The 24,933-nt window shown below is 69.8% G+C and carries 22 protein-coding genes; 14 read left to right on the top strand and 8 right to left on the bottom strand.

The window, feature by feature from the left end; all coding sequences use genetic code 11:
- Positions 1-40 precede the first annotated feature (40 nt).
- Positions 41-1,207: an acyl-CoA dehydrogenase family protein gene (locus tag AC07RM_RS09780; RefSeq protein WP_209540356.1), complete on the bottom strand. Its 1,167-nt coding sequence runs from the start codon at positions 1,205-1,207 to the stop codon at positions 41-43.
- 227 nt (positions 1,208-1,434) lie between these two features.
- On the opposite strand from AC07RM_RS09780, the gene AC07RM_RS09775 reads away from it, so the two are divergent.
- From AC07RM_RS09775 to AC07RM_RS09750, 6 genes are read left to right on the top strand one after another with little or no spacing between them, the layout of a single operon-like run.
- Entirely contained in the window at positions 1,435-2,667 is a 1,233-nt protein-coding gene (locus tag AC07RM_RS09775) for a CaiB/BaiF CoA transferase family protein (RefSeq protein ID WP_495334324.1), read from the top strand.
- Between the two features lie 40 nt (positions 2,668-2,707).
- On the top strand, positions 2,708-3,172 hold the full coding sequence (locus AC07RM_RS09770; protein WP_495334323.1) for a MaoC family dehydratase: 465 nt from the start codon (positions 2,708-2,710) through the stop codon (positions 3,170-3,172).
- A complete protein-coding gene (locus tag AC07RM_RS09765) occupies positions 3,169-4,464 on the top strand; it encodes an acetyl-CoA hydrolase/transferase family protein (RefSeq protein WP_495334322.1) in 1,296 nt (431 codons plus the stop codon). Before AC07RM_RS09770 ends, AC07RM_RS09765 begins: the two co-directional genes overlap by 4 nt.
- Positions 4,455-5,642, top strand: coding sequence for a CaiB/BaiF CoA transferase family protein (locus AC07RM_RS09760; protein ID WP_495334321.1), 1,188 nt, complete (start codon positions 4,455-4,457; stop codon positions 5,640-5,642). The genes AC07RM_RS09765 and AC07RM_RS09760 overlap by 10 nt, the downstream gene beginning before the upstream one ends.
- Positions 5,642-6,517, top strand: a complete 876-nt coding sequence (locus AC07RM_RS09755; RefSeq protein WP_495334320.1) for an HpcH/HpaI aldolase/citrate lyase family protein — start codon at positions 5,642-5,644, stop codon at positions 6,515-6,517. The genes AC07RM_RS09760 and AC07RM_RS09755 overlap by 1 nt, the downstream gene beginning before the upstream one ends.
- Positions 6,518-6,573: 56 nt before the next feature.
- Complete coding sequence (locus AC07RM_RS09750) at positions 6,574-7,329, top strand: IclR family transcriptional regulator (protein ID WP_203203635.1); 756 nt, start codon at positions 6,574-6,576, stop codon at positions 7,327-7,329.
- Here AC07RM_RS09750 and AC07RM_RS09745 read toward each other — a convergent pair.
- On the bottom strand, positions 7,311-8,540 hold the full coding sequence (locus AC07RM_RS09745; protein ID WP_495334319.1) for a nucleoside recognition domain-containing protein: 1,230 nt from the start codon (positions 8,538-8,540) through the stop codon (positions 7,311-7,313). The genes AC07RM_RS09750 and AC07RM_RS09745 overlap by 19 nt on opposite strands.
- Before the next feature lie 108 nt (positions 8,541-8,648).
- Between AC07RM_RS09745 and AC07RM_RS09740 the strand changes: the two genes are divergently transcribed.
- The 4 genes from AC07RM_RS09740 (at position 8,649) to AC07RM_RS09725 (ending at position 13,840) form a co-directional block, all read left to right on the top strand.
- Complete coding sequence (locus AC07RM_RS09740; RefSeq protein ID WP_495334318.1) at positions 8,649-10,235, top strand: phospholipase D family protein; 1,587 nt, start codon at positions 8,649-8,651, stop codon at positions 10,233-10,235.
- 125 nt (positions 10,236-10,360) lie between these two features.
- Positions 10,361-11,524: an ABC transporter substrate-binding protein gene (locus AC07RM_RS09735; protein WP_495334317.1), complete on the top strand. Its 1,164-nt coding sequence runs from the start codon at positions 10,361-10,363 to the stop codon at positions 11,522-11,524.
- Positions 11,525-11,658: 134 nt separating this feature from the next.
- Positions 11,659-13,143, top strand: coding sequence for a sensor domain-containing diguanylate cyclase (locus AC07RM_RS09730; RefSeq protein WP_093343828.1), 1,485 nt, complete (start codon positions 11,659-11,661; stop codon positions 13,141-13,143).
- Between the two features lie 82 nt (positions 13,144-13,225).
- Entirely contained in the window at positions 13,226-13,840 is a 615-nt protein-coding gene (locus tag AC07RM_RS09725) for a TetR/AcrR family transcriptional regulator (RefSeq protein ID WP_495334316.1), read from the top strand.
- A gap of 13 nt (positions 13,841-13,853) precedes the next feature.
- On the opposite strand, the gene AC07RM_RS09720 is transcribed toward AC07RM_RS09725, so the two are convergent.
- A complete protein-coding gene (locus AC07RM_RS09720) occupies positions 13,854-14,258 on the bottom strand; it encodes a phage holin family protein (protein ID WP_093343829.1) in 405 nt (134 codons plus the stop codon).
- A gap of 81 nt (positions 14,259-14,339) precedes the next feature.
- Positions 14,340-15,146, bottom strand: a complete 807-nt coding sequence (locus AC07RM_RS09715; RefSeq protein ID WP_495334315.1) for a metallophosphoesterase — start codon at positions 15,144-15,146, stop codon at positions 14,340-14,342.
- A gap of 126 nt (positions 15,147-15,272) precedes the next feature.
- Here AC07RM_RS09715 and AC07RM_RS09710 point away from each other — a divergent pair, with 126 nt between their 5' ends.
- Positions 15,273-15,446 carry a hypothetical protein gene (locus AC07RM_RS09710; RefSeq protein WP_177239347.1) on the top strand — a complete coding sequence of 58 codons (174 nt, stop codon included), beginning with the start codon at positions 15,273-15,275 and terminating at the stop codon, positions 15,444-15,446.
- Positions 15,447-15,475: 29 nt separating this feature from the next.
- Here the strand turns inward: AC07RM_RS09710 and AC07RM_RS09705 are convergent, their stop codons facing one another.
- Positions 15,476-16,456: a LysR family transcriptional regulator gene (locus tag AC07RM_RS09705; RefSeq protein WP_093343834.1), complete on the bottom strand. Its 981-nt coding sequence runs from the start codon at positions 16,454-16,456 to the stop codon at positions 15,476-15,478.
- 102 nt (positions 16,457-16,558) lie between these two features.
- On the opposite strand from AC07RM_RS09705, the gene AC07RM_RS09700 reads away from it, so the two are divergent.
- Positions 16,559-17,104 (top strand): hypothetical protein, encoded by a 546-nt coding sequence (locus AC07RM_RS09700; RefSeq protein ID WP_093344175.1) that lies wholly within the window; start codon positions 16,559-16,561, stop codon positions 17,102-17,104.
- An 84-nt stretch (positions 17,105-17,188) separates the two neighbouring features.
- On the opposite strand, the gene AC07RM_RS09695 is transcribed toward AC07RM_RS09700, so the two are convergent.
- The 3 genes from AC07RM_RS09695 to AC07RM_RS09685 form a co-directional block, all read right to left on the bottom strand.
- On the bottom strand, positions 17,189-19,039 hold the full coding sequence (locus tag AC07RM_RS09695; protein ID WP_208511002.1) for a phosphoenolpyruvate carboxykinase (GTP): 1,851 nt from the start codon (positions 19,037-19,039) through the stop codon (positions 17,189-17,191).
- A gap of 149 nt (positions 19,040-19,188) precedes the next feature.
- On the bottom strand, positions 19,189-19,341 hold the full coding sequence (locus AC07RM_RS09690; protein ID WP_177239348.1) for a hypothetical protein: 153 nt from the start codon (positions 19,339-19,341) through the stop codon (positions 19,189-19,191).
- Between the two features lie 129 nt (positions 19,342-19,470).
- On the bottom strand, positions 19,471-20,670 hold the full coding sequence (locus AC07RM_RS09685; protein ID WP_495334314.1) for a threonine ammonia-lyase: 1,200 nt from the start codon (positions 20,668-20,670) through the stop codon (positions 19,471-19,473).
- A gap of 116 nt (positions 20,671-20,786) precedes the next feature.
- Here AC07RM_RS09685 and AC07RM_RS09680 point away from each other — a divergent pair, with 116 nt between their 5' ends.
- A complete protein-coding gene (locus AC07RM_RS09680; RefSeq protein WP_495334313.1) occupies positions 20,787-23,111 on the top strand; it encodes an ATP-binding protein in 2,325 nt (774 codons plus the stop codon).
- Between the two features lie 148 nt (positions 23,112-23,259).
- Complete coding sequence (locus AC07RM_RS09675; protein WP_495334312.1) at positions 23,260-24,831, top strand: S41 family peptidase; 1,572 nt, start codon at positions 23,260-23,262, stop codon at positions 24,829-24,831.
- Positions 24,832-24,933 lie beyond the last annotated feature (102 nt).

Raw genomic sequence — 24,933 nt, 5'->3', positions numbered from 1 at the left:
GGGTCCGGTCGGTCGATGCGTGGCGTGCGTGCCGTGTGTCTCAGTAGGACTTGGGCAGCCCCAGCACCTTCTCCGCGATGAAGCACAGCACCAGCTCGGGGCTGATGGGCGCGATGCGCGGAATCATGATCTCGCGCAGGTAGCGCTCCACGTGGTATTCCTTCGCGTAGCCGAAGCCGCCGTGCGTCATCACCGCCTGCTGGCAGGCATTGAAACCGGCCTCGCCGGCCAGGTACTTGGCGGCGTTCGCGGCCGCGCCGCAGGGCAGTCCGCTGTCGTACTGCCAGGCCGCCTGCATCACCATGAGCCAGGCCGCCTCGAGCTCGATCCAGTTGCGGGCCAGCGGATGCTGGATGCCCTGGTTCTGGCCGATCGGGCGGTTGAAGACCACGCGCTCGTTGGCATAGGCGGTGGCGCGCTCGAGCGCGAGCTGGCCCAGGCCCACGGCCTCGGCGGCGATCAGCACGCGCTCGGGGTTCATGCCGTGCAGGATGTATTCGAAGCCGCGGCCTTCCTCGCCGATGCGGTCTTCCACGGGAATCTCGAAGTCCTCGATGAACAGCTCGTTCGAGTCGACGCACTTGCGGCCCATCTTCTCGATCTCGCGCACCTCGATGCGACTGCGGTCGAGGTCGGTGTAGAACAGGGTGAGCCCGTGCGTGGGCTTCTCGACCTCCTCCAGCGGCGTGGTGCGCGCGAGCAGCAGCACCTTCTGCGCGACCTGGGCGGTCGAGATCCAGACCTTGCTGCCGTTGACCACATAGCGGTCGCCGCGGCGCTGCGCGCGCGTACGCAGTTGGGTGGTGTTGAGGCCGGTGTTCGGCTCGGTCACGGCGAAGCAGGTCTTGACCTCGCCGCGCGCCATCGGCGGCAGCATGCGCTGCTTCTGGGCTTCGCTGCCGAACACGACCACGGGGTTGAGCCCGAACACGTTGATGTGCACCGCCGAGGCCCCCGACATCCCGGCGCCCGAGCGCGAGATGGTCTGCATCATCACGGCCGCATCCGCGATCGACAGCCCCGAGCCGCCGTACTGCTCGGGAATGCAGATGCCCAGCCAGCCGTCCTTGGCCAGGCTGTCGGCGAACGCCGTGGGGAAGCCGCCTTCCCGGTCGCGTTCGAGCCAGTAGGCATCGTCGAAACGGCGGCAGATCTTCTGGATGGAATCGCGGATGGATTCCTGTTCGGCGCTGAGCTGGAAATTCATGGACGGGCGACAGGTTGAAAACCCAATCATTCATCTATGTGTTCAATATTGACATGAGGGAGAACACCTAGGCTGGTCGGCGGCGGAGATGTTTTTCCTCTGGAGGTGAGCAAAGACCTGAAGTCAAAAGAGTTTCCAGAGTCAACAGGAGCGTCTTGAGAGCTTGGCTTTGTTGTTCATCTATGTGTACTATTCGTACACGATAAAGAACAATTCCCAGGAGACGCATGACAGTTCCCCCCACGCCCGCGCCGCTCGCGGGCTTCCGCATCGTCGACATGAGCACGGTGCTCATGGGCCCGGTCGCGACCCAGGTGCTGGGCGACTACGGCGCCGACGTCATCAAGGTCGAGCCGCCCGAGGGCGACGTGATGCGCCACGCCGGCATGGCGCGCACGCCGCGCATGGGGGCGATGTACCTGGCGAACGGCCGCAACAAGCGCAGCATCGTGCTGGACATCAAGCAGCCGGCCGCGAAGGAGGCGCTGTTCGCGCTCTGCCGCTCGGCCGACGTGTTCATCCACAACGTGCGTCCGGCCGCGATGCAGCGTGCGGGGCTCGGCTACGAGGACCTGCGCGCGATCAATCCGTCGATCGTCTACGTCGCGCTCGTGGGCTACAGCGAGCACGGCCCCTATGCCAACCAGCCGGCCTTCGACGACATCATCCAGGCCGGCGCCGGCGTGTCGGGGCTGTTCGTGCGCGCGGGCCTGGACGAGCCGGTGTTCGTGCCGATGACCGTCGCCGACCGCGTGACCGGGCTGACGGCGGCACACGCCACGCTGGCCGCGCTGCTGATGCGCGAGCGCACCGGCATCGGCCAGGCGATCGAGGTGCCGATGTTCGAGACGCTGGTGCAGACCGTGCTCGGCGACCATCTCAACGGGCAGGCCTTCGAGCCGCCGATCGGCGAGTCGGGCTACAGCCGCCTGCTCACGCCGCACCGCCGGCCCTACAGGACGCTCGACGGCTACATCGCCGCCACGCCCTACAACGACAAGCAGTTCCGGGCCTTCTACGCCGCGATCGGCCGCGCCGACGAGATCGACAGCAATCCGCTTTTGGGCAGCCAGAGCGCGCGCGCCAGCAACTATCACGCGACCTACGCGCAGCTCGCCGAGATCATCGCCACCCGCAGCACCGACGAGTGGCTCGCGCTGTGCCGCGCGCACGAGGTGCCGTGCGCGCGCGTCAACTCGATCGACGACCTGCTGGTCGATCCGCACCTCGAGGCGGTGGGCTTCTTCGAGCGCGGCGAGCATCCGTCCGAAGGCCGCATCGTGCAGATGCGGCCCAGCACGCGCTGGAGCAGCGCCGACGTCTCGATCCGGCGGCATGCGCCGCGCATCGGCGAACAGAGCGTCGAGCTGCTGGCCGAGGCCGGCTTCGATGCCGGGCGCATCGACGCGATGCTGGCCGAAGGCAGCACGGTCGATGGCCGCCCCGGGCCGCGCGACTGAATTTCTTTCCCTCCGCTTCCACCCACGCACAGGACCCACCATGGCAGGCCTCTACTTCGAGCAGTTCGAGATCGGACACATCTTCCAGCACGCGACCACGCGCACCGTCACCGAAACCGACAACCTGCTGGCGACCGTGCTGAGCATGAATCCGCAGCCGCTGCACCTGGACGTCGAGTTCGCGGCCAAGACCGAGTTCGGCCGCCCGCTGGTCAACAGCACCTTCACGCTGGCGCTGGTCATCGGCCTGTCGGTCAGCGAGACCACGCTGGGCACCACCATCGGCAACCTCGGCATGCGCGAGGTCACGTTCCCGAAGCCGGTGTTCGCGGGCGACACGCTGCGCATCGAGACCACGGTCAAGAGCATGCGCGTCTCGAAGTCGCGACCCGACGCGGGCATCGTCGACTTCGAGCACCGCGGCTACAACCAGCGCGGCGAGATCGTCTGCGTCTGCCAGCGCGCCGCCTTCATGCGCCGGCAGCCCGAGCCGGCCCTCGCATGACGGGCGGGTCGTCGCCGGTCGACGCGCGCGACTTCGACCTGCGCGGCCTGCTGCGCGCGGACGACTGGATCGTCTGCGGCCAGGCCGCGGCCGAGCCGCTGACGCTGACGCGGCGGCTGATGGCGGACGACGGCGCGGCGCTGCCGTCGACGGTGTTCCTCGGCACCACCCTGTCGGCGAGCTTCGACGGCCCGGTGCCGCCAGGCATGCGCTTCCTCTCGTACGGCGCGATGGCGCGCACCTGCGGCCTGGCCGACCGCGGCCTGCTCGAGGTGCTGCCCGAGCGCTACGCGCTGCTGGCCGGGCTGTTCGCCGAGGGCACGCTGCGCGCCGACGTGGTGCTGCTGCAGGTGGCGCCGGGCGGAGCGCACCGGCCGCCGAGCCTGGGCCTGGCCAACGACTACACGCTGGCCGCCGCGCGGCGCGCGCGCGTCGTGATCGCGGAGGTGAACCCGGCCGTGCCCTGGACCCATGGCGCGACGCTGCCGGGCGACCTGCGCGTCGACCACTGGGTGGCGGCCGACGGACCGCCGGTCGAACTGGCGCCGGCACGTTCCGGGCCGGTGGAGCAGGCGATCGCGCGCCATGTCGCGGCCGCCATCCCCGATGGCGCCACGCTGCAGACCGGCATCGGCAGCCTGCCCGATGCCGCGCTGGCCGAACTCGGCGGGCACCGCGACCTCGGCATCCATTCGGGCGTGCTCGGCGACGCCGGCGCGCGGCTCGTGCGCACGGGCGCGGCGAACAACAGCCGCAAGGGCATCGACGCCGGCATCTCGGTCACCAACACCGTGATCGGCAGCGCCGAGCTCTATCGCTGGGTCGACGACAACCGGGCCGTCGAGGTGCGCCCCGCCTGCTACACGCACGCGGCCGAGGTCATGGCGCGGCTGCATCGCCTGTGCGCGATCAACGGCGCGCTCGAGGTCGACCTGTCGGGCCAGGTCAACTGCGAGGCCATCGGCGGACGCCAGCGCGGCGGTGTTGGCGGCCTGCTGGATTTCGCGCGCGCCGCGCGGCAGTCGCCGGGCGGGCGCGCGATCACGGTGCTGCCGGCCACCGCCGACGGCGGACGGCGCAGCCGCATCGTGCTCGACCTCGCGGGCAACCCGGCCACCATCGGCCGCGCGGACGTGGACCTGGTCGTCACCGAGTTCGGCGCCGCCGACCTGCGCCACGCCACGCTGGACCAGCGGGCCGAGCGGCTGGTCGCGATCGCCGCGCCCGAATTTCGTGAAACGCTGGCCCGCGGCTGGCGCGCATCCATCGGGGGGAGAAGAGCATGGCATTGACGCAGGGACCGCTCGCCGGCATCCGCGTGCTCGAGTTCGCGGGCATCGGCCCGGGGCCGCTGTGCGGCATGCTGCTCGCGGACATGGGTGCCGAGGTGCTGCTGGTCGAGCGCAGGGAGGCGGCCGACATCGGGCTGCCGCGGCCGCGGCGCTTCGAGCTGCCGCACCGCGGCAAGCAATCGATCGCGATCGACCTCAAGGCGCCCGAGGGCGTCGCGCTCGCGGCCGATCTCGCCGGCGCGGCCGACGTGCTCGTCGAGGGCTTCCGGCCCGGCACGATGGAGCGGCTGGGACTCGGCCCCGAGCCCTGCCTGGCGCGCCAGCCGGCGCTGGTCTACGGCCGCATGACCGGCTACGGGCAGGACGGGCCGATGAGCCGCACCGCGGGACACGACCTCAACTACATCGCGCTGGCCGGCGCGCTGCATGCCATGGGCCGGGCCGGGCAGGCGCCCACGCCGCCGCTGAACCTGGTCGGCGACTATGCGGGCGGGGCGCTGAACCTGGCCTTCGGCATCGCCTGCGCGCTGGTCGAGCGCGGCCGCTCGGGCCGCGGCCAGGTCATCGATGCCTCGATGGTCGAGGGCGCGGCCCTGCTCATGACCTCGTTCTTCGGCCTCTATGCGGCCGGCATGCACGCGGCGCCGCGCGGCTGCAACCTGCTCGATTCGGGCGCGCCGTTCTACGAGGTCTACCGCTGCGCGGACGGTGCCTGGGTCGCCTTCGCCGCGATCGAGCGCAAGTTCCGCGCGGTGTTCGCCGAACGCGCCGGCCTCGCGCCCGATGCGCTCGCGGGGCTCGACGAGCCTGCCACCTGGCCCGCGGCCAAGGCCATGCTCGGCGCGCTGTTCGCGAGCCGCACGCAGGCCGACTGGTGCGCGCTGTTCGAGGACTGCGATGCCTGCGTCACGCCCGTGCTGTCGCACGAGCAGGCGGCGGCGCATCCGCACAACCGGGCACGCGCGAGCTTCGTGCGGGTCGACGGCGTCGCGCAGCCCGCGCCGGCGCCGCGGCTGTCGCGCACGCCGGGCGCCATCCAGCGCCCGCCACCCGAAACCGGCGCGGGCGGCCTGGCCGTCGCGCGCGCCTGGGGCATCGGTGGCGACCGGCTCGATGGCCTCCTGCAGGCCGGCGCGGTCGCCGGCTCCCTCGATTCCCAACCCCACGAGATGCCCTGATGCGATCCTTTCTCTTCGTGCCCGCGGACAGCCCGCGCAAGATCGACAAGTCGTTCACGAGCGCGGCCGACGCGCTGATCCTCGACCTCGAGGACGCGGTGGCGCCGCAACGCAAGGACGAGGCCCGGCGGCTGGCGCGCGAGGCCCTGGGCCGCGAGCGGGGCGCGCGCCGGGTGTTCGTGCGCGTCAATGCCTTCGACACCGGCCTCACGCTCGCCGACCTCGGCGCCGTGATGCCCGGCGGGCCCGATGGCGTGGTGCTGCCCAAGTGCGCGGGGCGCGAGGACATCGTCCACCTGGACCACGTGCTCGACGGCATGGAGGCGGCCCTCGCGCTGCCGCCGGGCCGCACCTCGATCATCGCCGTGGCGACCGAGACGCCGGCCGCCGTGCTGGGGCTCGCCGGCTATGCGGGAAGCAGCGCGCGGCTGTGCGGCCTGATGTGGGGCGCCGAGGACCTGGCGGGCGCGCTGGGCGCATCGTCGAACCGCACGGACGGACGCTACCGCGCGCCGTTCGAGCTCGCGCGCAACCTGTGCCTGCTCGGCGCGGCGGCGGCCGAGGTGATGGCCATCGACGCGGTCTACACCGACTTCGCCGATGGCGAGGGGTTGCGCGCCGAGGCCTCGGCCGCGCGCGTCGACGGCTTTCGCGCCAAGGCGGCGATCCATCCGGACCAGTGCGCCATCGTCAACGCGGCCTTCGAACCGTCGCAGGCCGAGCGCCACTGGGCCCGCGCCGTGCTGGACGCGCTCGCCGCCACGCCCGCGGGCGTGGCGAGCCTCGACGGCCGGATGATCGACCGGCCGCACGAGGTGCAGGCGCGCCGCATCCTCGGCTTGGCCGCTCCGGGCGGGCCGGTGGGCTCCGGCTAGACTTCCCGCCGGTACCGGGCCCCACTCCGTCGTCAGTCAGAAGGAATTTTTCATCCGTGGATGTCAAGCAGGTCGTCAATGCCCTGGAGCTGATCGAGTTCTTCGCGACGCATCGACGGCCGGCCACGCTGGCCGAGATCTCGAAGCACTTCGGCTGGCCGCGCTCGAGCACCTTCAACCTGCTGGGCACGCTGGCCAATCGCGGCTACCTCTACGAGCCGCGCGCGCGCGAAGGCGTCTATCCGTCGCCGCGCTGGCAGCAGCTCATCGATGCGATCGAGCGCGCCGCGCCGCTGCCGCCGAGCCTGCGCACGCTGCTGGAGGCGCTGTCGAAACGCACCCAGGAGACGGCCGTGCTCGGCGCCATCAGCGGCGGCCAGGCGCTGTTCATCGACGCGGTCGAGTCGCCGCATGCCGTGCGCTATTCGGCCGCGCCCGGCAAGCTGGTGCCGCTGCACGTCACCGCCACCGGCCGCGCGCTGCTGTCGCAGCTGTCCGACGCCGACCGCGCCACCGTGCTGCGCAAGGCCGTGTTCGAGCGCTACACGCCGACCACGCTGATGAGCGTGGAGGCGGTCGAGATCGAGATCGCGCGCTCGATCCAGCGTGGATGGTTCGAGGGCGCCGCGGAGTTCACGGCCGACCTCGGCGGCGTGGCGCTGCCGCTGCAGGTGGGGCAGCGCCAGTTCGCGCTGCTGGTGGGCGGTCCGATGTTCAGGATCCAGCCGCGCCGTGAAGAGCTGGCGCGCATCATGCGCGAGGAGATCGCGGCGCACCTGCCGGACGCCGGTCTTCAGCCGAAGAACCAGTAGCAGACCGCGATCGCCGCGACCACGCCTGCCAGCTCGGCCAGCAGCGCGCAGGCCACCGTGTGCCGCGCGCGCTGGATGCCGACCGCGCCGAAGTACACGGCCAGCACGTAGAAGGTGGTCTCGGTGCTGCCCTGGATGGTGGCGGCCGCGAGCGCGGGAAAGCTGTCGACACCCTGGCTCTTCATGGTCTCGATCAGCATCGCGCGCGCCGCGCTGCCCGAGAAGGGCTTGACCAGCGCGGTCGGCAGGGCGTCGACGAAGCGCGCATCGAAGCCGCCCGCGTGGACCAGCCAGCGCACGCCCTCGAGCGCGAGGTCGAGCGCGCCCGAGGCGCGCAGCACGCCGATCGCGCACAGCATCGCGACCAGGTAGGGCAGCAGGTTCTTCGCGATGTCGAAGCCTTCCTTGGCGCCCTCGATGAAGCATTCGTAGACCTTCACGCGTTTCAGCGCGCCGGCCAGCAGGAAGGCGACGAGCACGCCGAACAGCGTGAGGTTGCCCAGCAGCGAGGAGAGCGAGGCGATGGCTGCGGCCGAGAGCGTGCCCAGCAGGGCCATGAAGCCGCCGAGCAGCAGCGCGCCCGGCAGCAGGTAGGCCAGCACCACCGGGTCCCACAGCCTGAGCCGCTGCACGGCGGCCACCGACAGCAGCCCGACCAGCGTGGAGGCGCTGGTGGCCAGCAGGATCGGCAGGAACACCAGCGTGGGATCGGCCGCGCCCTGCTGCGCGCGGTACATGAAGATGGTGACCGGCAGCAGCGTGAGCGAGGACGCGTTGAGCACCAGGAACAGGATCTGCGCGTTGGTGGCCGTGACCGGGTCGGGGTTGAGCCGCTGCAGCTCGCGCATCGCCTTCAGGCCGATCGGCGTGGCGGCGTTGTCCAGGCCCAGCGCGTTGGCCGCGAAGTTCATGGTGATCAGGCCCAGCGCCGGATGGCCGGCCGGCACGCCGGGCATGAGCCGGCGGAACAGCGGGCCGAGCATGCGCGCGAGCCAGGCCACGAGGCCGGCCGCTTCGGCGATGCGCAGGAAGCCCAGCCACAGGGTGAGGGTGCCGAACAGCAGCACCATGACCTCGACCGCGAGCCTGGCCATCGCGAACAGGCTCTCGACCAGCGCCGCGAAGACGGCCGGGTCGCCGCCGAGCAGCCAGCGGCCGAAGGCGGCCAGCGCCGCCACCAGGAAGAAACCCAGCCACAAGCCGTTGAGCACTCTTTTCCGACCCCTTTTCTTAGCCTTCTCTTACCCCTGCATGCGCCGGTGGCGCCGCGCCGATCATAGGGGTGACGTTCGTCACCGCCGCGAGCTACATTTCGAGCCATGTCCGCCACCTCGCTCCGCCGCCTTGCCGCGCTCGCCCTGTGCGCCGCGGCCGCATGGATTTCGGGTTGCGCGAGCCTGCCGCCACCGCCGCCCGACAAGCCGCCGACGCTGGCCTTCACCGACGTGACGCAGACCGAGCTGGGCCAGCTCGCCTACAAGGACGCGCCGGGCGGCAGCGAAACCCCGCTGTCGGGCTTCCGGCTGCTGCCCGAGGCGGCCTTCGCCTTCGACGCGCGCATCTCGCTGGCGCGCCACGCCGAGAAGTCGCTCGACGTCCAGTACTACCTGATCGAGAACGACGACGTCGGCCTGCTGTTCCTCAAGGAGCTGCGCGAGGCGGCCGCGCGCGGCGTGCGCGTGCGCCTGCTGGTCGACGACCTCTACACCGGCGGCTCCGACGAGGTCTTCAGCACCTTCTCGGCCTTCCCGAACGTGGAGGTGCGGCTGTTCAACCCGCTGCCTTCGCGCGCGAGCTCGCTGGCCACGCGGCTGGCGCTGTCGATCACCGACTTCGGCCGCATCAACCACCGCATGCACAACAAGCTGCTGATCGCCGACAACAGCTTCGCGGTCTCGGGCGGGCGCAACATCGCCAACGAGTACTTCATGCGCAGCACCGCGGCGAACTTCATCGACATGGACGTGATCTCGTGCGGCCCGGTGGTGCGCCAGATGTCGGACGGCTTCGACCGCTACTGGAACAGCCCGCACGTGCGCCCGATCGAGAACATCGCGCCGCTGGCGATGACGCCCGAGGCGGCGCAGCGCCGCTTCGACGAGATCGCGCGCACCGCGGTGCCCGACGTGCCGATCCGCCCGCGCGACATCCTCGACAAGTCGCCGGTGGGCGAGCAGCTCATCACCGGCAAGCTCGACCGCTACTGGGCGCCGTTCACGCTGTTCGTGGACGACCCCGAGAAGATCACGCGCAAGCCCGAGCTGGCCTACCGCGGCAGCGTGACCGAGGGCGCGCTCGGCGTCATCGACTCGGCGCAGCACGACGTGAAGATCGCTTCGCCCTACTTCATCCCGGGCGCGCGCGGCATGGCGCAGATGAAGAAGAACATCGCCTCGGGCGCGCGCATCACGGTGATCACCAATTCGCTGGGCGCCACCGACGAGCCGCTGGCCTACGCGGGCTACGAGCGCTACCGCGCCGACATGCTGAAGATCGGCGTCAACATCTTCGAGATCGCGCCGCTGCTCAGCGGGCGCTCGGGCCAGTTCGGCGACTTCGGCAAGACCATCAGCCGGCTGCACGCCAAGCTCGCGATCGTGGACGACGAGCGCTTCTTCGTCGGCTCGATGAACCTCGACCACCGCTCGGCCGCGGTCAACACCGAGATGGGGCTGGTGATCGACAGCCCCGACATGGTCAACGACTACGACCGGCTGATGCGCACCACCGCGCGCGTCAACATCGGCTACCGCCTGCGGCTGGGGCCCGACGGCCGCCGCGTGCAGTGGCTCGAGTACGACGACGCGGGCGGCGACATCGTCCACGAGGACGAGCCCGGCGAGTTCATCTGGCTGCGCTTCAAGAACTGGCTGCTGCTGCCGATCGTGGGCGAAGAGCTGCTCTGACACGCCGCGGCGGGCGGGGGGCCGGCCTGTCATTCCGGTGCGAGCGGTGTGAGTTACATTCCTGGCAAAAGTGTGAAGTTTTGTCACCAAGACATCGCCAGGATGTCGCCAGGGAGCCTCGAACCATGACCGTCGCGACGCCGCGCGTGCCGCCATCCCCCGTCCTGCCCACCGGCCGCCGCCGGGCCCTGGGCCGTATCGCGGCCACGGCCTTCGCCGCGGGCCTGGGCCTGCCGGCCTTCGCGCAGAACCGGCCGCTGCGCATCGGCGCCACCTTCGACAACAGCAGCGTGGAGAAGGTCAACGGCCAGGGACTGTTCCAGGGCTCCTCGGCCTTCTTCGCGGCGATGAACCGCGCGGGCGGCTTCAACGGCACCAGGGTCGAGCTCGTGATGGCCGATGACCAGTTCAAGCCCGAACTGGCCAAGGCCAATGCGCTGGCCTTCGAGAAGGACGCCTCGGTGCTCGCGCTGCTGCATCCGCTGGGCACGCGCCCGTCCTCGGAAGTGATGGACGCGGTGCCGGGCATGGCGGTGGTGGGGCCGCTGACCGGCACCCTCGCGCTGCGCAAGAAGAACGCGCCCAACACCTTCTGGGTGCGCGTCAACTACGCGCAGGAGATCGAGAAGCTGGTGAGCACGGCCCGGGTGCTGGGCCAGGACCGCATCGGCCTCGTGCACTCCGACGACCCGCTGGGCCAGTCGCTGCTGGCGGCCTTCAAGGCCTCGCTCGCGAAGGCGAAGCTCGAGCCAGCCGTGGTCGCGACCACGCCCAACACCACCAGCATGGAGGTCGGCCCGGCCGCCACGGCCATCGCCCAGGCGAAGCCGCAGGTGGTGATCGTCGGCCTCGCGGGCACGGCGCCGGTGTTCCTCAAGGCGCTGCGCGAGGCGGGCGGCAACAGCTCGGCCTACGGGCTGTCGATCACGGCGAGTTCGCTCGGCGCGCTCGGCGAGCTGTCGCGCGGGCTGGGCTTCACGATCGTGGTGCCGTCGCCGAACGCGACCAAGTTCGAGATCGTGCGCCGCTACCAGGCCGACATGGTCGCCAACGGCACGCGCGAGTTCTCGCTCGCGAGCCTCGAGGGCTACGTGAATGCCGCCGTGCTGGCCGAGGGCATGCGCCGCGCCGGGCCGTCGCTGAATCGTGCCTCGGTGTTGCAGGGGCTCGAGCGCATCGAGGGCTTCGACCTCGGCGGCCTGAAGCTGAACTACGGCCGCGCGAACCGCGAAGGCGGTAATTTCGTGGACGTGGCGGTGATCGGAAGCCGCGGCCAGATGCTGAGCTGAGCGGGGCTTTTCTGGACGGGCGGCAGGCAGAATCCCCGGTTGCGGGATGCGCCATGGTGTCTTGGCAGGGTAATAATTAGGTTTTAGTCCGCGCTGCCCCGCTTGTCCCGCCTCTTCTTTCGAAAGCTTCACGGATGGACCTGACCGACGCGACCGATGCCGCTCCCGTCGACGACCTCGACGCCACCTTCGATCTGGCGCCGGTCTCGCTCTGGATCGAGGACTACAGCGCGCTGCGGCGCATGCTCGACGGCTGGCGCGCGCAGGGCGTGACCGACCTCGTCGCCTTCCTGGCCGAGGATCCGCAGCGGGTGCGCGACTGCATGGCCTCGCTGAAGGTGCTGCGCGTGAACCGCCACACGCTCGAGCTGTTCGCGGCCGAGAGCCAGGCGCAGCTGCTCGGGTCGCTCGACAGCGTGTTCCGCGGCGACATGTCGGCCACCGTGGTGCACGAGCTCGACCAGCTCTGGCGCGGCCAGATGCGCTTCGAGAGCGAGACCGTGAACTACGCGCTCGACGGCCGCCGGCTCGACGTGCGGGTGCGCGCGCGCGTGCTGCCGGGCCACGAGGCGCACTGGGACCGCGTGCTGGTCGCGCTCGACGACGTGACCGAGCGCGTGGCGGCCCAGCGCCGGCAGGCCGAGAGCGAGCGCTATGCGCGCAGCCTGTTCGACCACTCGCCGGTCTCGCTGTGGGTGGAGGACTTCAGCGCGGTGCGCGGCCTGCTCGACAACCTGCGCGCGCGCGGCATAACCGACTTCGCCACCTTCCTCAAGGTGCATCCCGAGTTCGTGACCCGCTGCATGCAGGAGATCCGCGTCATCGACGTGAACCACGAGACCCTGCGCATGTTCGGCGCGCCCGACCTGCGCACCCTGCTGGGCAGCCTGTCGCGCATCTTCCGCGACGAGATGCGCGAGTCCTTCGCCGAGCAGCTCAACGACCTGTGGAACCACAAGACGCTGCAGCAGCGCGAGGTGATCAACTATTCGCTCTCGGGCGAGCTGCTCAACATCCACATGCAGTTCGCGGTGCAGGAAGACCGGCTCGACAGCTGGGACCTGGTGCTGGTCTCGCTGGTCGACATCACCGCGCGCAAGAAGGCCGAGGCCTACCTCGAGTACCTGGGCAAGCACGACGTGCTCACGCAGCTGTGCAACCGCACCTTCTACACCGAGGAGCTCAACCGGCTCGCGCGCAAGGGGCCGTGGCCGGTGTCGATCGTGGCGATCGACCTCAACGGCCTGAAGCAGCTCAACGACCAGGAAGGCCACGCCGCCGGCGACACCATGCTGCGCCGCATGGGCGAGGTGCTCGACAAGGCGGTCGACACGCCGTCCTGGCCCGCGCGCATCGGCGGCGACGAGTTCGCGGTGCTGATGCCGCAGACCGACGAGCGCGGCGCCGAGGCGATGCGCGAGCGCATCCTCGCGCTGCTGGAGCTCAACAACCAGTTCCATGCCGGCCAGAGCGGCCATGCGCTGAGCCTGGCGATCGGGCTGGCGACCTGCCACGTGGGCGATTCGCTCGAGGCCGCGCTGCAGCGCGCCGACCGCGCGATGTACGCGGACAAGGCACAGCACTACAAGGACAGCGCGCACGAGCGCCGCGGCGCCTGAGCCCCGGGGTGGAACTTCAGACTGCTTGGTAATTCGGCACGCGCGCCGTATGCCGGATGACGCGCGAGACTAGAATTTCGGCATGACCGTTTCGACCGCCAAGCCTTCCTTCAAGGCGCAGATGCTGGCTGCGCGGGAAGAGGCCATCGTGCAGACCGCCAACCGGCTGCTGGCGCAGAAGGGTTTCGAGTCGATGACGGTCGACGAGGTCGCGGCCGCGGTGGGCATTGCCAAGGCCAGCCTCTACAAGCATTTCCCGAGCAAGGAAGACCTGGCGGCCGCCGCGATGGTGCGGCTGATGCAGCGCACGCTCGACATGCTCGCGGCGCTGCCGGCCGAGGAGCCGCCGATCGGCAAGCTGCGCGCCACGGTGCGCTGGGCGCTCGAGCTGCAGCTCGCGGGCGAGATGCCCACGCTGCCGCACCAGAACTCCAGCCTGCGTGCGACCCTGCTGGGCAACCGCGGCTACATCGACCGGCTGGTGACCATCAGCGACACCCTCGGCGGCTGGATCCAGGCGGCCCAGGCCAACGGCTCGATGAATCCCAAGCTGCCCGCGATCGGCGTGCTCTACACGCTCTATGCGCGCGGCTGCGATCCGGTGCTGGGTTTTCTCCAGGGCGGCGGGCAGCACAGCGACGCGCAGATCGTCGAACTCGTGCTCTCGACCTGCTTCGACGGGCTGGCCGCGCGCTGAAGCGCGGCGCTGGCTAGAGCCAGTTGCCGGTGCCCTGCGGCATCTGGATCGTGGTGGCGGGATCGCTGCCGCCGACGAAGGCGCCGATCAGGATGCTGAGGATCGAGACGAACAGGCTCGCGAACAGCGCGGTCCAGAAGCCCGAGACCCGGAAGCCGCGCACCAGCGCCGCCACCAGCAGGATCATCAGCGCGTTGATCACCAGCAGGAACAGGCCGAAGGTCACCAGCGTGAGCGGCAGGGTCAGCACGATCAGCAGCGGTTTCACGACCGCGTTCGCCAGGCCCAGCAGCAGCGCCGAGATGATCAGCGCGCCGGTGCTCTCGAAGCTCAGCCCCTTGAAGATGCGGCTGGCGACCCAGAGCGAAAGCGCGGTGATGGCCCAGTGGATGAGGAAGGGTGCGAGGTTGTCGAGCATGCGCGGGCGGCAAGAGGCCGAAGGGCGGTGGTTGGAGGAGTGCGGGCCATCATATCGGCGGCATCGCGGTGGCTTTCGGACTCAGCGGATCTCGATCAGCAGCTCGGGCCGGAAGCCCTCCTGCTCGCCCTTGCTGCGGTAGCCCAGCGGATTGGCGACCACGCGGCAGCCGTCCTTCACGTAGTCGAAGGCGCAGTGCAGGTGGCCGTGCAGCCAGAGGCTGGCCTGCGGCAGCAGCTCGTCGAGCGAGTTGCAGAAGCCCGCGGTACCGGGCGTGAGCCCGTAGCGCGGGTCGGCGCTGGCCAGCGAAGGCGCGAAATGGGTGATGGCGACCGTGGTGCCGTCGAAAGGCCGGGCCAGCGCCTCGCGCAGCCAGGCCTGGCATGTGAGCCCTTGCTCTCGCAGCTCGGCCGACAGGAAGGGCATGCCATTGCGCCGCGAGGACATCTTCTCGAGATAGAAGTCGGCCGCGCGCATCGCCTTGCCGCGCTTCTTGAGCGCTTCGGCGAGGCCGTCGGTGGGCGTCACGAGCGCGTCGAAATCGGCCCACAGCGTGGTGCCGATGAAGCGGATGCCCTCGATCACCAGCGTTTCGCGCTCGAGCCAGAGGATGCCGAGCTCCTCGCACAGCGCGCGCAGCCGAACGTGGGTCTCGTCGAAATCGAGGTTGTCGTATTCGTGGTTGCCCGGCACGTAGATCACGGGCGTCGGCCAGCCCTTTTTGGGCGAGAAGCGGCCGAGGCCGAAGTCGGGATCCTCCAGGCGCGAGCCTTCCTGGTAGGAGCCCACGTCGCCCGCGAGCACCAGCAGGTCGGCGCCCGGCACGGGCTCGGCGTGGAAGCGCGGGTGGGACTCGAGATGCAGGTCCGAGAGCAGCTGCAGTTTCATCAGGGTTTCTATCTAGGTGGATCAGTCTATGCGTATCACGCATAGATGTGGCATTTTTTAACTAGGGTTAACCCCTAATCTATGGGGCATCAACCACTGCAGCGCAGCCAAGAGCCGCGCACCATCATGTTCAGCCTCATTGCCCAAGTGGCACGTTTCTTCCGTTCCTCCGCCAATTCTGCGCCGGCCAGCCACGCCGCGGCGCTGATGGAAAGCGCCGATGTGCGCGCGGGCCTCGACGCCCACCACGCGCAGGAACTGCGCGGCGCGGCAGCCGCCTGGCTGCGCGTCGTTCGCTGACCCGCGAGCGATTCCAACCGCCGGGCGTTTCAGCCCGGCACCTGCTGCCCGAGTATCGAGCCCGCGAAAGCGGCCGCCGCCGAGCGCAGCAGCGATTGCCGCAGCCATTCGTGCGAATGGGCGTGCTGGGCGCGCCGGTGCCAGATGGCATCGACGTGCACCGGCGGCTGGTCGAAGGGCAGGTCGCGCAGCACCAGCTGGTCGCCGATGCCCGTGACCGTCACGAAATGGCGCGGCAGCACGGTCAGCAGATCGGTGGTCGCGACCACCTGGCCGGCCGTGAAGAACTGGTTCACCGTGACCACGATGCGCCGCTCGCGCCCGAGCGCACCCAGCGTCTGGTCGATGAAGCCATAGGGCCGGCCCGAGAAACTCACCAGCAGGTGTCGCGCGGCGCAGTAGTCGTCGAGCGTGAGCGGCCGTTCGGCCAGCGGATGGCCGCGGCGCATCACGCACACGTACTGGCCCAGGTACAGCCGCTGGGTCTCGAAGGGCACGCCCACGCCCGACTGGCCGCGCGCCGCCAGGCTCGCGATCACGGCCGGAAAGTAGCCGATCGCCATGTCGACCTCCTCGTGCTCGAGCATGCGGCGCGGGTCGCGCGTGGTCAGCGGCAGCACCCGCATCGAAATGCCCGGCGCCTCGGTCTCGGCGATCCGCACCAGGCCCGGCATCAGCTCGGCCGCGGTGGCATCGGCCATCGCCAGCAGGAAGGTGGTGTCGGCGGTGCCGGCATCGAACTCGCCCGGCGCCAGCGTGTGCTGCAGCTGGCGCAGCGCGTCGCGCACCGTGGGCCACAGCGCCAGCGCGCGCGGCGTGGGCTCCACGCCGGCACCGGCGCGGCGCACCAGCTCGTCGCCCAGCACCTCGCGCAGCCGCCGCAGCGCATTGCTCACGGCCGGCTGCGTGATCGACAGGTTGCGCGCGGCGCGCGTGAGGTTGCGTTCCGCCATCACCTCGTCGAAGACGCGCAGCAGGTTGAGGTCGAGTGTGCGGAAATTGACGTCCATCAGTCTTGTGAATGATAAACATCAGAAAGATAAAGTGGAAACTTACTAGGGCAAACCCTAATATCGAGGCATCGGAAATAGAAACACGCCTTGGAGGGCACCATGACCAGCTTCATTCACGTCGACCAACCCACCGTCCACCCCGGCGTCCAACGCGCCGAAGTCCTGTTCGGACACCTGAAGGCCGCACGCGGCGGCAACAGCGCCCGTCCGCTGATCCTGCTGCTGATCGTCGCCATCGTCTCGGCGGTGCTCGTGGTGGCCGACACCATCGTCGCCCACTGGGACGAAGGCGCGCTGCTCGCGGCCTGGGCCCTGGTCTGCGCCGGTGCCTTCGCGGTCATCGCCCTGTTCGCCGGCTCGCTGGCCAACGGTGCCAACAAGCTGGGCGCGCTCTGGCTCGCCGCCGCACAGCGCCGCGCTTCGGCCCGTGCCGACGCCCGCTTCCTCGACACCGCGCAAAGCGACCCGCGCGTGATGGCCGAACTGCAAGCCGCCGTCTGGCGCCAGCAGTCCGAAGGCACGGCGAGCGTGGCCGACGTGGCCAGGATCGACGCGCTGGCCGGTGCCGCCGCCCGTACGCAAGCGGCCCGCATGCCCACGCTGTACGAAGCGATGCGCCGCATGAACAGCTCGCGCTACTACTGATCGGAGCGGGCGATCGCGCCCACGAAAAAGCCGCCCTCGGGCGGCTTTTTGCGTCTGGAACGCCCCTTGCGGGGCGCTTTGACATCAGGCCGCGAGGCGCTGCTCGATCGCCGCCTTGGTCGCGGGCAGTTCCTTCGGCAGGTGATGGGCCAGTTGCTCGAACAGCTCGTCGTGCAGCTTGAGCTCGGCCTGCCAGGCGGCCTTGTCGATGCTGGTGACGGTGGCGAACTGCTCGGCGCTGAAGTCCAGGCCGGTCCAGTTGAGGTCCTCGTAGCGCGGGCTCACGCCGGTGATGTGGTCGACGCCGTCGGCCTTGCCTTCGATGCGGTCGATCATCCACTTGAGCACGCGCATGTTCTCGCCGTAGCCGGGCCAGACGAACTTGCCGTCGGCGCCCTTGCGGAACCAGTTGGTGGTGTAGATGCGCGGCAGCGTGGCGCCCGAGGCCTGCAGCTTCTTGCCCAGGTCGAGCCAGTGCTGGAAGTAGTCGCTCATGTTGTAGCCCATGAACGGCAGCATCGCGAACGGATCGCGGCGCACCACGCCCTGCTGGCCGGCGGCCGCGGCGGTGGTTTCCGAGCCCATGGTCGCGGCCATGTAGACGCCCTCGACCCAGTTGCGGGCCTCGGTCACCAGCGGCACGGTGGTCGAGCGGCGGCCGCCGAAGATGAAGGCGTCGATCTTCACGCCCTTCGGATCGTCCCAGGCGTCGTCGAGCGCGGGGTTGTTGGTGGCGGCCACGGTGAAGCGCGCGTTCGGATGGGCGGCCTTGGCGCCGGTTTCCTTGGCGATCTGCGGCGTCCAGTCCTTGCCCTGCCAGTCGATGCAATGCGCGGGCGCGTCGCCCATGCCTTCCCACCAGACGTCGCCGTCGTCGGTCAGCGCCACGTTCGTGAAGATCACGTCGCGGTCGAGGCTGGCCATGCAGTTCGGGTTGGTCAGGTCGTTGGTGCCCGGGGCCACGCCGAAGTAGCCGGCCTCGGGGTTGATGGCGCGCAGGGTGCCGTCGGCCTGGGGCTTGATCCAGGCGATGTCGTCGCCGATGGTCGTGACCTTCCAGCCGTCGAAGCCGGCCGGCGGGATCAGCATCGCGAAGTTGGTCTTGCCGCAGGCGCTGGGGAAGGCGGCGGCCACGTGGTGCTTCTTGCCCGCGGGGCTGGTCACGCCCAGGATCAGCATGTGCTCGGCGAGCCAGCCTTCGTCGCGGCCCATGTTCGAGGCGATGCGCAGCGCGAAGCACTTCTTGCCCAGCAGCGCGTTGCCGCCGTAGCCCGAGCCGAAGCTCCAGATCTCGCGCGTCTCGGGGTAATGGACGATGTACTTGGTCTTGTTGCAGGGCCAGGCGACGTCCTTCTGGCCGGCCTCGAGCGGCGCGCCCACGGTGTGCACGCAGGGCACGAACTCGCCGTCGGCGCCCAGCACCTCGTACACGGCCTTGCCCATGCGGGTCATGATCTTCATGTTGACCGCGACGTAGGGGCTGTCCGACAGCTCGATGCCGATGTGCGCGATCGGCGAGCCCAGCGGGCCCATGCTGAACGGCACGACGTACATCGTGCGGCCCTTCATGCAGCCGTCAAAAAGAGGCTGCAGAGTGGCACGCATCTCGGCCGGGGCCATCCAGTTGTTGGTGGGGCCGGCGTCTTCCTTGTTGGCGGAGCAGATGTAGGTGCGGTCCTCGACGCGCGCCACGTCGCTCGGGTCGGACGAGGCGAGGAACGAGTTCGGGCGCTTGGCGGGATTGAGCTTCTGGAAGGTGCCGGCGTCCACCAGCTGCTGGCAGAGACGGTCGTACTCTTCGTTGCTGCCGTCGCACCAGTAGATGGATTCGGGTTTGCACAGCGCGGCCATCTCGGCCACCCAGGCAATCAGCTTGGCGTTCTTGACGTAGGCGGGCGCCTGAATGCCAAGGCCCTTCGTCGTGGGTGCGTTCATCGGAAATCTCCTAAGTTGAAAAATCGTCTTTCCGAACGGTGCGCCACGCCTGGCGGCGTGGAGGTCCGTTTGAGAAAACGTTTCGGCTCGGGAGAGGAGGATGCGTCAGCGCGGGCCGCACGACCCGCGGACGAAAGCGCAAATGCCTGTCAGGCCAGGAAGACGGCGATCGATGCCAGCAGCAGCATCAGCACGCCGCCGGCGATCGGCAGCACGAGCGGCATCAGGTGAACGATCGACTCGACCGTGTCTTGCTCGGCGGCGGCGCCGTGTGCGGGCTCGACAGGAGTGGGGTGGGACATCGGAAATACCTCTGATACTTTGAATGACACGAACTGATGGCATTTTACCGGTGGGGTGCATGCCCGCGGTCTAGGGGGTTGCCAGACCCCTGGAACCAGACGTAACTGGACGAGCCGGCCCGGCCTGGCTCAGTGCTGCTCCTGCGCCTCGAAGCCCGCCGTGGCCAGCGCTTCCAGCACGCTGGCCAGGTGTTCGCGGCCGCGGGTCTGCAGTACCAGCTCGATGTCGACGTTCTGCGCCGCCAGCATGGTGAAGGCCCGTTGGTGGTGGACCTCGTCGACGTTAGCGCCCGCTTCGGCCACGGTGGCCGTGATCTGGGCCAGCGAGCCCGGCACGTCGCGCGCGCTGACGCGCACCCGCGCAAGCCGGCCGGCGCGCACCATGCCGCGCTCGATGATGGCCGCGAGCAGCAGCGGATCGATGTTGCCGCCCGACAGCACCAGGCCCACGCGCTTGCCCTTGAAGCGTTCGGGGTGCCGGATCAGCGCGGCCAGCCCGGCGGCGCCGGCGCCTTCGACCAGCGTCTTCTCGATCTCGAGCAGCATCAGCACGCCCTGCTCGATGTCGCCTTCGTCGACCAGCACCAGGTCGTCGACATGGCGCGCGATGATCTCGCGCGTCAGCACGCCCGGCGTGCCGACGGCGATGCCCTCGGCGATGGTGCTCTTGCCCTGCGGATGCTGTGTGCCCTGGACCGCGTTGACCATGGCCGGGAAGCGCGTGGTCTGCACGCCCACGATCTCGATGCCGGGCTTGAGCGCGCGCGCGGCCACGGCCATGCCCGCGATCAGGCCGCCGCCGCCGACCGACACCACCAGGGTGTCGAGCTCGGGCTCGGCCGCGAGCATCTCGAGCGCCACCGTGCCCTGGCCGGCGATGATGGCCTCGTCGTCGTAGGGATGCACGAAGGCCAGGCCCTCGCGCTGCGCCAGTTCGACCGCGTGGGCGCGCGCCGCGTCGAGCGTGTCGCCGAACAGCACCACCTCGGCGCCGAAGCCGCGCGTGCGCTCGATCTTCACGCCGGGCGTGAAGCGCGGCATCACGATCAGTGCGCGCAGCCCGAGCCGCTGCGCGTGATAGGCCACACCCTGTGCATGGTTGCCGGCCGACATCGCGATCACGCCGCGGGTGCCGCTCTCCGACAGGTCGACCAGCTTGTTGCAGGCGCCGCGCTCCTTGAAGGAGGAGGTGAACTGCAGGTTCTCGAACTTGAGGAACACCTGCGCGCCCACGATCTCCGACAGCGTGCGCGATTCCACGCAGGGCGTGTCGAGCACCTGTCCCGCGAGGCGTGCCGCGGCGCGGCGTATTTCTTCGATTTCGACCATGGCGCGCATTGTGGACGGAATCGGACACCAGGGTTTTTACCCTTTCGGCGTCTTCCCGAAGCCAAAAGTCTGCGTTATGGTCTGGCCGGTAATTCCCCTCTCTGGAGGTTCGTCCGATGGTCAAGCGTGCGGGTGTCGATGTAGTGGCTGCTGCGGTTCGCGGGCAGGCATTGCCGTCGCCCGGTCTCAAGGAAGCACCGGTGCTCGAGCTCATGTGCTCGCACTTCGTGCTCACGCTCGCCGCCAAGCAGGGGCCGCGCTTCAACGTGCGGCGCGACATCAACGGCCTGCTCTCGCTGACCGGCCGCCACCTGGTGTGGCCGGCCGCGGTGCTGCAGCGGCTGCGCGAATTCCTCGGCCGCCGCTGCGCGGGCAACGAGGCCTGGAAGGGCATCGAGAACCTCGACGGCCGCACGCTGCTCGAGCGCCACGGCGTCTGGCGCGGCCCGTACGAGGAAGGCACGCTGTTCTTCTATCTCGACGAGTACGCGAAGGACCAGCCCAAGGACCTGCTGTCGGTGCTGGCCGTCACGCGCGACTGGCTCACGCATGCGCTGCGCAAGCAGTCCACCTTGGTCGAGAAGAACATCGACGCGCTCGCGGGCCTGCTGCAGCTCAACAAGGCCGAGCGCGCGCTGCTGCTGTACGGCACGCTCGCGCGCTACCAGCGCGACCTGCGCTCGCTGCTGGTCGAGTTCAAGGTCAACAACGCGCCCGAGGCCTATGCCGCGATCGCCGACATCGCGGGCGTCAACGCGAGCGAGGTCGGCGAGGCGCTGCGGGCCGGCTCGCGGCTCGAGCGCATCGGGCTGGTCGAGAACCTGATCTCCGAACACAACATCACCGACCTCGCCGACCTGATGAAGGTCAGCGAGAAGCTGCCGCCGGTGCTGATGCGCGAGTACCGCGACCACAACGAGCTGATGGCCGTGTTCACGCGGCCCTCGGCCAAGAGCGCGCTGCTGCCCAACGACTTCTCCTTCGTCGACGAGGAGGTGCGCGTGCTCGTCACGCTGCTGCGCGCGGCGGTCGCGCGCAAGGAGCTCGGCGTGAACGTGCTGCTCTACGGCCCGCCCGGCACCGGCAAGACCGAACTGGCCAAGGTGGTGGCGCAGGCCGCGGGGCTCGAGCTGTTCGAGGTCGAGTACGCCGACCGCGACGGCAATTCGCTGTCGGGCCGCGACCGCTACCGCTCGCTGCAGATCGCGCAGGTGTTCCTCAAGGGCAGCGCCCAGGCCGCGCTGCTGTTCGACGAGGTCGAGGACGTGTTCCCGCCGATCAGCACCGAGGCCGCGCAGTACATGGCGCGCGCCGAACAGATTCCCGCGCCGGCCAACGGCAGCGTCAGCGGCAAGGCCTGGGTCAACCAGATCCTCGAGGCCAACCCGGTGCCCACGCTGTGGGTCACCAACCGCATCGAACAGATCGATCCGGCGTTCCGCCGCCGCTTCGCCTACCACCTCGAGCTCAAGTCGCCGCCGCCGGGCGCGCGCGAGCAGCTCGTGAAGAAGACGCTCGAGGGCGTGACGGTGTCCGAGGCCTTCACCGCCAAGCTGGCCGAGCGCAAGGGCCTGACGCCGGCGCAGATCCGCACCGCGGTGCGCTTCGCGGGCCTGGCCCGGACCGACGGCGCCTCGGTCGAGGCGCTGATCGAACGCCAGCTGCGCAATGCCGACCTCGCGCTGGGCACCAGCGACACCGGCCGCGGCGAGCGCCGCACCGTGACCACCTACGACCTCGACATGCTCAACGTCGAAACCCGCTTCGAGATCCCGCGCGTGGTCGAGGCGCTGAAGGCGCGCGGCCACGGCACGCTGTGCTTCTACGGCGCGCCCGGCACCGGCAAGACCGCGCTCGCCGAGCACATCGCCAAGGCCATCGCGCGGCCGCTGATCGTGCGCCAGGCCAGCGACCTCATGAGCAAGTACGTCGGCGAGACCGAGCAGAACATGGCCGCCATGTTCCGCGAGGCCGAGAGCGAGAAGGCCGTGCTGCTGCTCGACGAGGCCGACAGCTTCCTGCAGGACCGCCGCGGCGCCCAGCGCACCTACGAGGTCACCGAGGTCAACGAGATGCTGCAGGGCATGGAGCGCTTCAACGGCATCTTCGTGTGCACCACCAACCTGCTCGAGCGGCTCGACCAGGCGGCGCTGCGGCGCTTCACCTTCAAGATCAAGTTCATGCCGCTGACCGTGGCGCAGCGCGAGCGCATGTTCGTGACCGAGGCGCTCGCGGGCGACGCGTCGCTGCTCACGGGCGAGGTCCGCGCGCGGCTGGCGCAGCTTTCGCAGCTGTGTCCCGGCGATTTCGCGGCGGTGAAACGGCAGACCGATATCCTGGCGACCGAGTTCTCGGCGGCCGAATTCCTCGACCAGCTCGAGGCCGAACACCGCATCAAGCCCGAAGTGCGCGAATCGCGCGGCATCGGCTTCGTGCAGTAGCGGCCCCGCGCCGCCGCCGGGGCGCAGCAAGAAAAAAGGCGGAGGGGAAGCCGCCATCACGCCGGGAGACACGCGCCGAGGGCGGCCGGGCGCTTCCGGGTTCCAGACGTCCGCCCGCGTTCGCGGGCCCGCATGAGGGAGATGTTCGATGAGGTTTCGCAACGCAGGCCGCGCGCGGCAACATGCCGGGGCTTCGACCCCCTGGGCCCTGGCCGGTGCCCTGGCCCTCGCGGGGCTGCTCGCCGGTTGCGGCGGTGGGGGCGGCGGCGGAGGCGGTGGCCTGCCGTTCATTCCGGGCCCGGGCGGCGGCACGCCCGGCGACGACGACGCGATCGTCGCCTCCTCGAGCGTGGCCGGCCAGTGCGCCGCGCCGCGTCCCGGCATCAACCCGGCCACCGGCATCGGCTACCCCGACCGCGCCGGTTCGCTGGCGATCGAGAAGCGCTGGGTGCGCGCCTGGATCGACGAAACCTACCTCTGGTACAACGAAGTGCCGACCACGCTGAAGGCGGCCGACTACGCGACGCCGGTGGCCTATTTCAACGTGCTGAAGACTCCGCTCACCACGTCCTCGGGCCGGGCCAAGGACCGCTTCCACTACATCTACGACACCGAGGTCTACCGCCAGCTGTCCGAGGCCGGGGTCTCGGCCGGCTACGGCATCGAGTTCGCGTTCGTGCGCAACTCGCGTCCGCGCGACCTGCGCGTGGCCTTCACCGAACCGAACTCGCCGGCCGCCAACGCCGGCATCGCGCGCGGCGCCAAGATCCTCGAGGTCGACGGCATCAGCGTGGTCAACAGCACCAACACCACCGCCATCAACAACGCGCTGTCGCCCGACGCCCTCGGCGAGTCGCACAGCTTCAAGCTCGAGGAGGCCGGCGGCGCCACGCGCACCGTCACGCTGACCTCGGCGCGGATCACGCGCACGCCGGTGCAGAACGTGAAGACCGTCGACACGCCGAGCGGGCGCGTCGGCTACCTGCTGTTCAACGACCACATCACGACCTCCGAGGCGCAACTGATCTCGGCCATGAACAAGTTCCAGGCCGACGGCGTGCAGGACCTGGTGCTCGACATGCGCTACAACGGCGGCGGCCAGCTCAACATCGCGAGCCGGCTCGCCTACATGGTGGCCTCGCCGGCCGCGACCGCGGGCAAGACCTTCGAGCGGCTCGCTTTCAACAACAAGAGTCCGTTCGGCTTCCAGCCGCCGCTGCCTTTCCTCGGCACCTCGCGCAACAGCCAGCCGCTGCCGCAGCTCGGCCTGTCGCAGGTCACGGTGCTCACCAGCCCCGACACCTGCTCGGCCAGCGAGTCGGTCATCAACGGCCTGCGCGGCGTGGACGTCCGGGTCAGCCTCGTGGGCGGCGCCACCTGCGGCAAGCCCTATGGCTTCTATCCGCAGGACAACTGCGGCACCACCTACTTCGCGATCCAGTTCCAGGGCGTGAACAACAAGGGCTTCGGCGACTACGGCGACGGCTTCACGCCCAACTGCACGGTGGCCGACGACTTCGCGCATGCGCTGGGCGACCCGAGCGAGGCCCGCTTCTCGGCCGCGCTCGCGCTGCGCAGCACCGGCAGTTGCCCGGTGCCGGTCGCGGCCGCGGCGCGCGCCGCGCCGGAACTCGAGAAGGCGGAGGCGGCGCCCGACGCGGGGCCGACGCTGCTGCTGCGCTCGCCGCTGCGCGAGAACCGGTTGATCGAGACCGACTGATCCCCGGCCGGCGCCGCCGCGACGGCGCCTTTCTTGCCGAACCGACAACGGGCCCGACGGGCCCGTTTTCACGTGTCCAAGCGCGCCCGCCGCGCGCCATCC

The organism is Variovorax sp. GW821-FHT09B05 (assembly GCF_059418265.1).
Note: the sequence above shows the minus strand (reverse complement) of the source record. Positions and strands in the feature narration are given on the sequence as shown.

What these genes read in the sequence shown, in the direction of transcription:
- AC07RM_RS09780 (WP_209540356.1), bottom strand. Translation starts at nt 1,207, where the DNA reads ATGAATTTCCAGCTCAGCGCCGAACAGGAATCCATCCGCGATTCCATC.
- AC07RM_RS09775 (WP_495334324.1), top strand. Translation starts at nt 1,435, where the DNA reads ATGACAGTTCCCCCCACGCCCGCGCCGCTCGCGGGCTTCCGCATCGTC.
- AC07RM_RS09770 (WP_495334323.1), top strand. Translation starts at nt 2,708, where the DNA reads ATGGCAGGCCTCTACTTCGAGCAGTTCGAGATCGGACACATCTTCCAG.
- AC07RM_RS09765 (WP_495334322.1), top strand. Translation starts at nt 3,169, where the DNA reads ATGACGGGCGGGTCGTCGCCGGTCGACGCGCGCGACTTCGACCTGCGC.
- AC07RM_RS09760 (WP_495334321.1), top strand. Translation starts at nt 4,455, where the DNA reads ATGGCATTGACGCAGGGACCGCTCGCCGGCATCCGCGTGCTCGAGTTC.
- AC07RM_RS09755 (WP_495334320.1), top strand. Translation starts at nt 5,642, where the DNA reads ATGCGATCCTTTCTCTTCGTGCCCGCGGACAGCCCGCGCAAGATCGAC.
- AC07RM_RS09740 (WP_495334318.1), top strand. Translation starts at nt 8,649, where the DNA reads ATGTCCGCCACCTCGCTCCGCCGCCTTGCCGCGCTCGCCCTGTGCGCC.
- AC07RM_RS09735 (WP_495334317.1), top strand. Translation starts at nt 10,361, where the DNA reads ATGACCGTCGCGACGCCGCGCGTGCCGCCATCCCCCGTCCTGCCCACC.
- AC07RM_RS09730 (WP_093343828.1), top strand. Translation starts at nt 11,659, where the DNA reads ATGGACCTGACCGACGCGACCGATGCCGCTCCCGTCGACGACCTCGAC.
- AC07RM_RS09725 (WP_495334316.1), top strand. Translation starts at nt 13,226, where the DNA reads ATGACCGTTTCGACCGCCAAGCCTTCCTTCAAGGCGCAGATGCTGGCT.
- AC07RM_RS09720 (WP_093343829.1), bottom strand. Translation starts at nt 14,258, where the DNA reads ATGCTCGACAACCTCGCACCCTTCCTCATCCACTGGGCCATCACCGCG.
- AC07RM_RS09715 (WP_495334315.1), bottom strand. Translation starts at nt 15,146, where the DNA reads ATGAAACTGCAGCTGCTCTCGGACCTGCATCTCGAGTCCCACCCGCGC.
- AC07RM_RS09710 (WP_177239347.1), top strand. Translation starts at nt 15,273, where the DNA reads ATGTTCAGCCTCATTGCCCAAGTGGCACGTTTCTTCCGTTCCTCCGCC.
- AC07RM_RS09705 (WP_093343834.1), bottom strand. Translation starts at nt 16,456, where the DNA reads ATGGACGTCAATTTCCGCACACTCGACCTCAACCTGCTGCGCGTCTTC.
- AC07RM_RS09700 (WP_093344175.1), top strand. Translation starts at nt 16,559, where the DNA reads ATGACCAGCTTCATTCACGTCGACCAACCCACCGTCCACCCCGGCGTC.
- AC07RM_RS09695 (WP_208511002.1), bottom strand. Translation starts at nt 19,039, where the DNA reads ATGAACGCACCCACGACGAAGGGCCTTGGCATTCAGGCGCCCGCCTAC.
- AC07RM_RS09690 (WP_177239348.1), bottom strand. Translation starts at nt 19,341, where the DNA reads ATGTCCCACCCCACTCCTGTCGAGCCCGCACACGGCGCCGCCGCCGAG.
- AC07RM_RS09685 (WP_495334314.1), bottom strand. Translation starts at nt 20,670, where the DNA reads ATGGTCGAAATCGAAGAAATACGCCGCGCCGCGGCACGCCTCGCGGGA.
- AC07RM_RS09680 (WP_495334313.1), top strand. Translation starts at nt 20,787, where the DNA reads ATGGTCAAGCGTGCGGGTGTCGATGTAGTGGCTGCTGCGGTTCGCGGG.
- AC07RM_RS09675 (WP_495334312.1), top strand. Translation starts at nt 23,260, where the DNA reads ATGAGGTTTCGCAACGCAGGCCGCGCGCGGCAACATGCCGGGGCTTCG.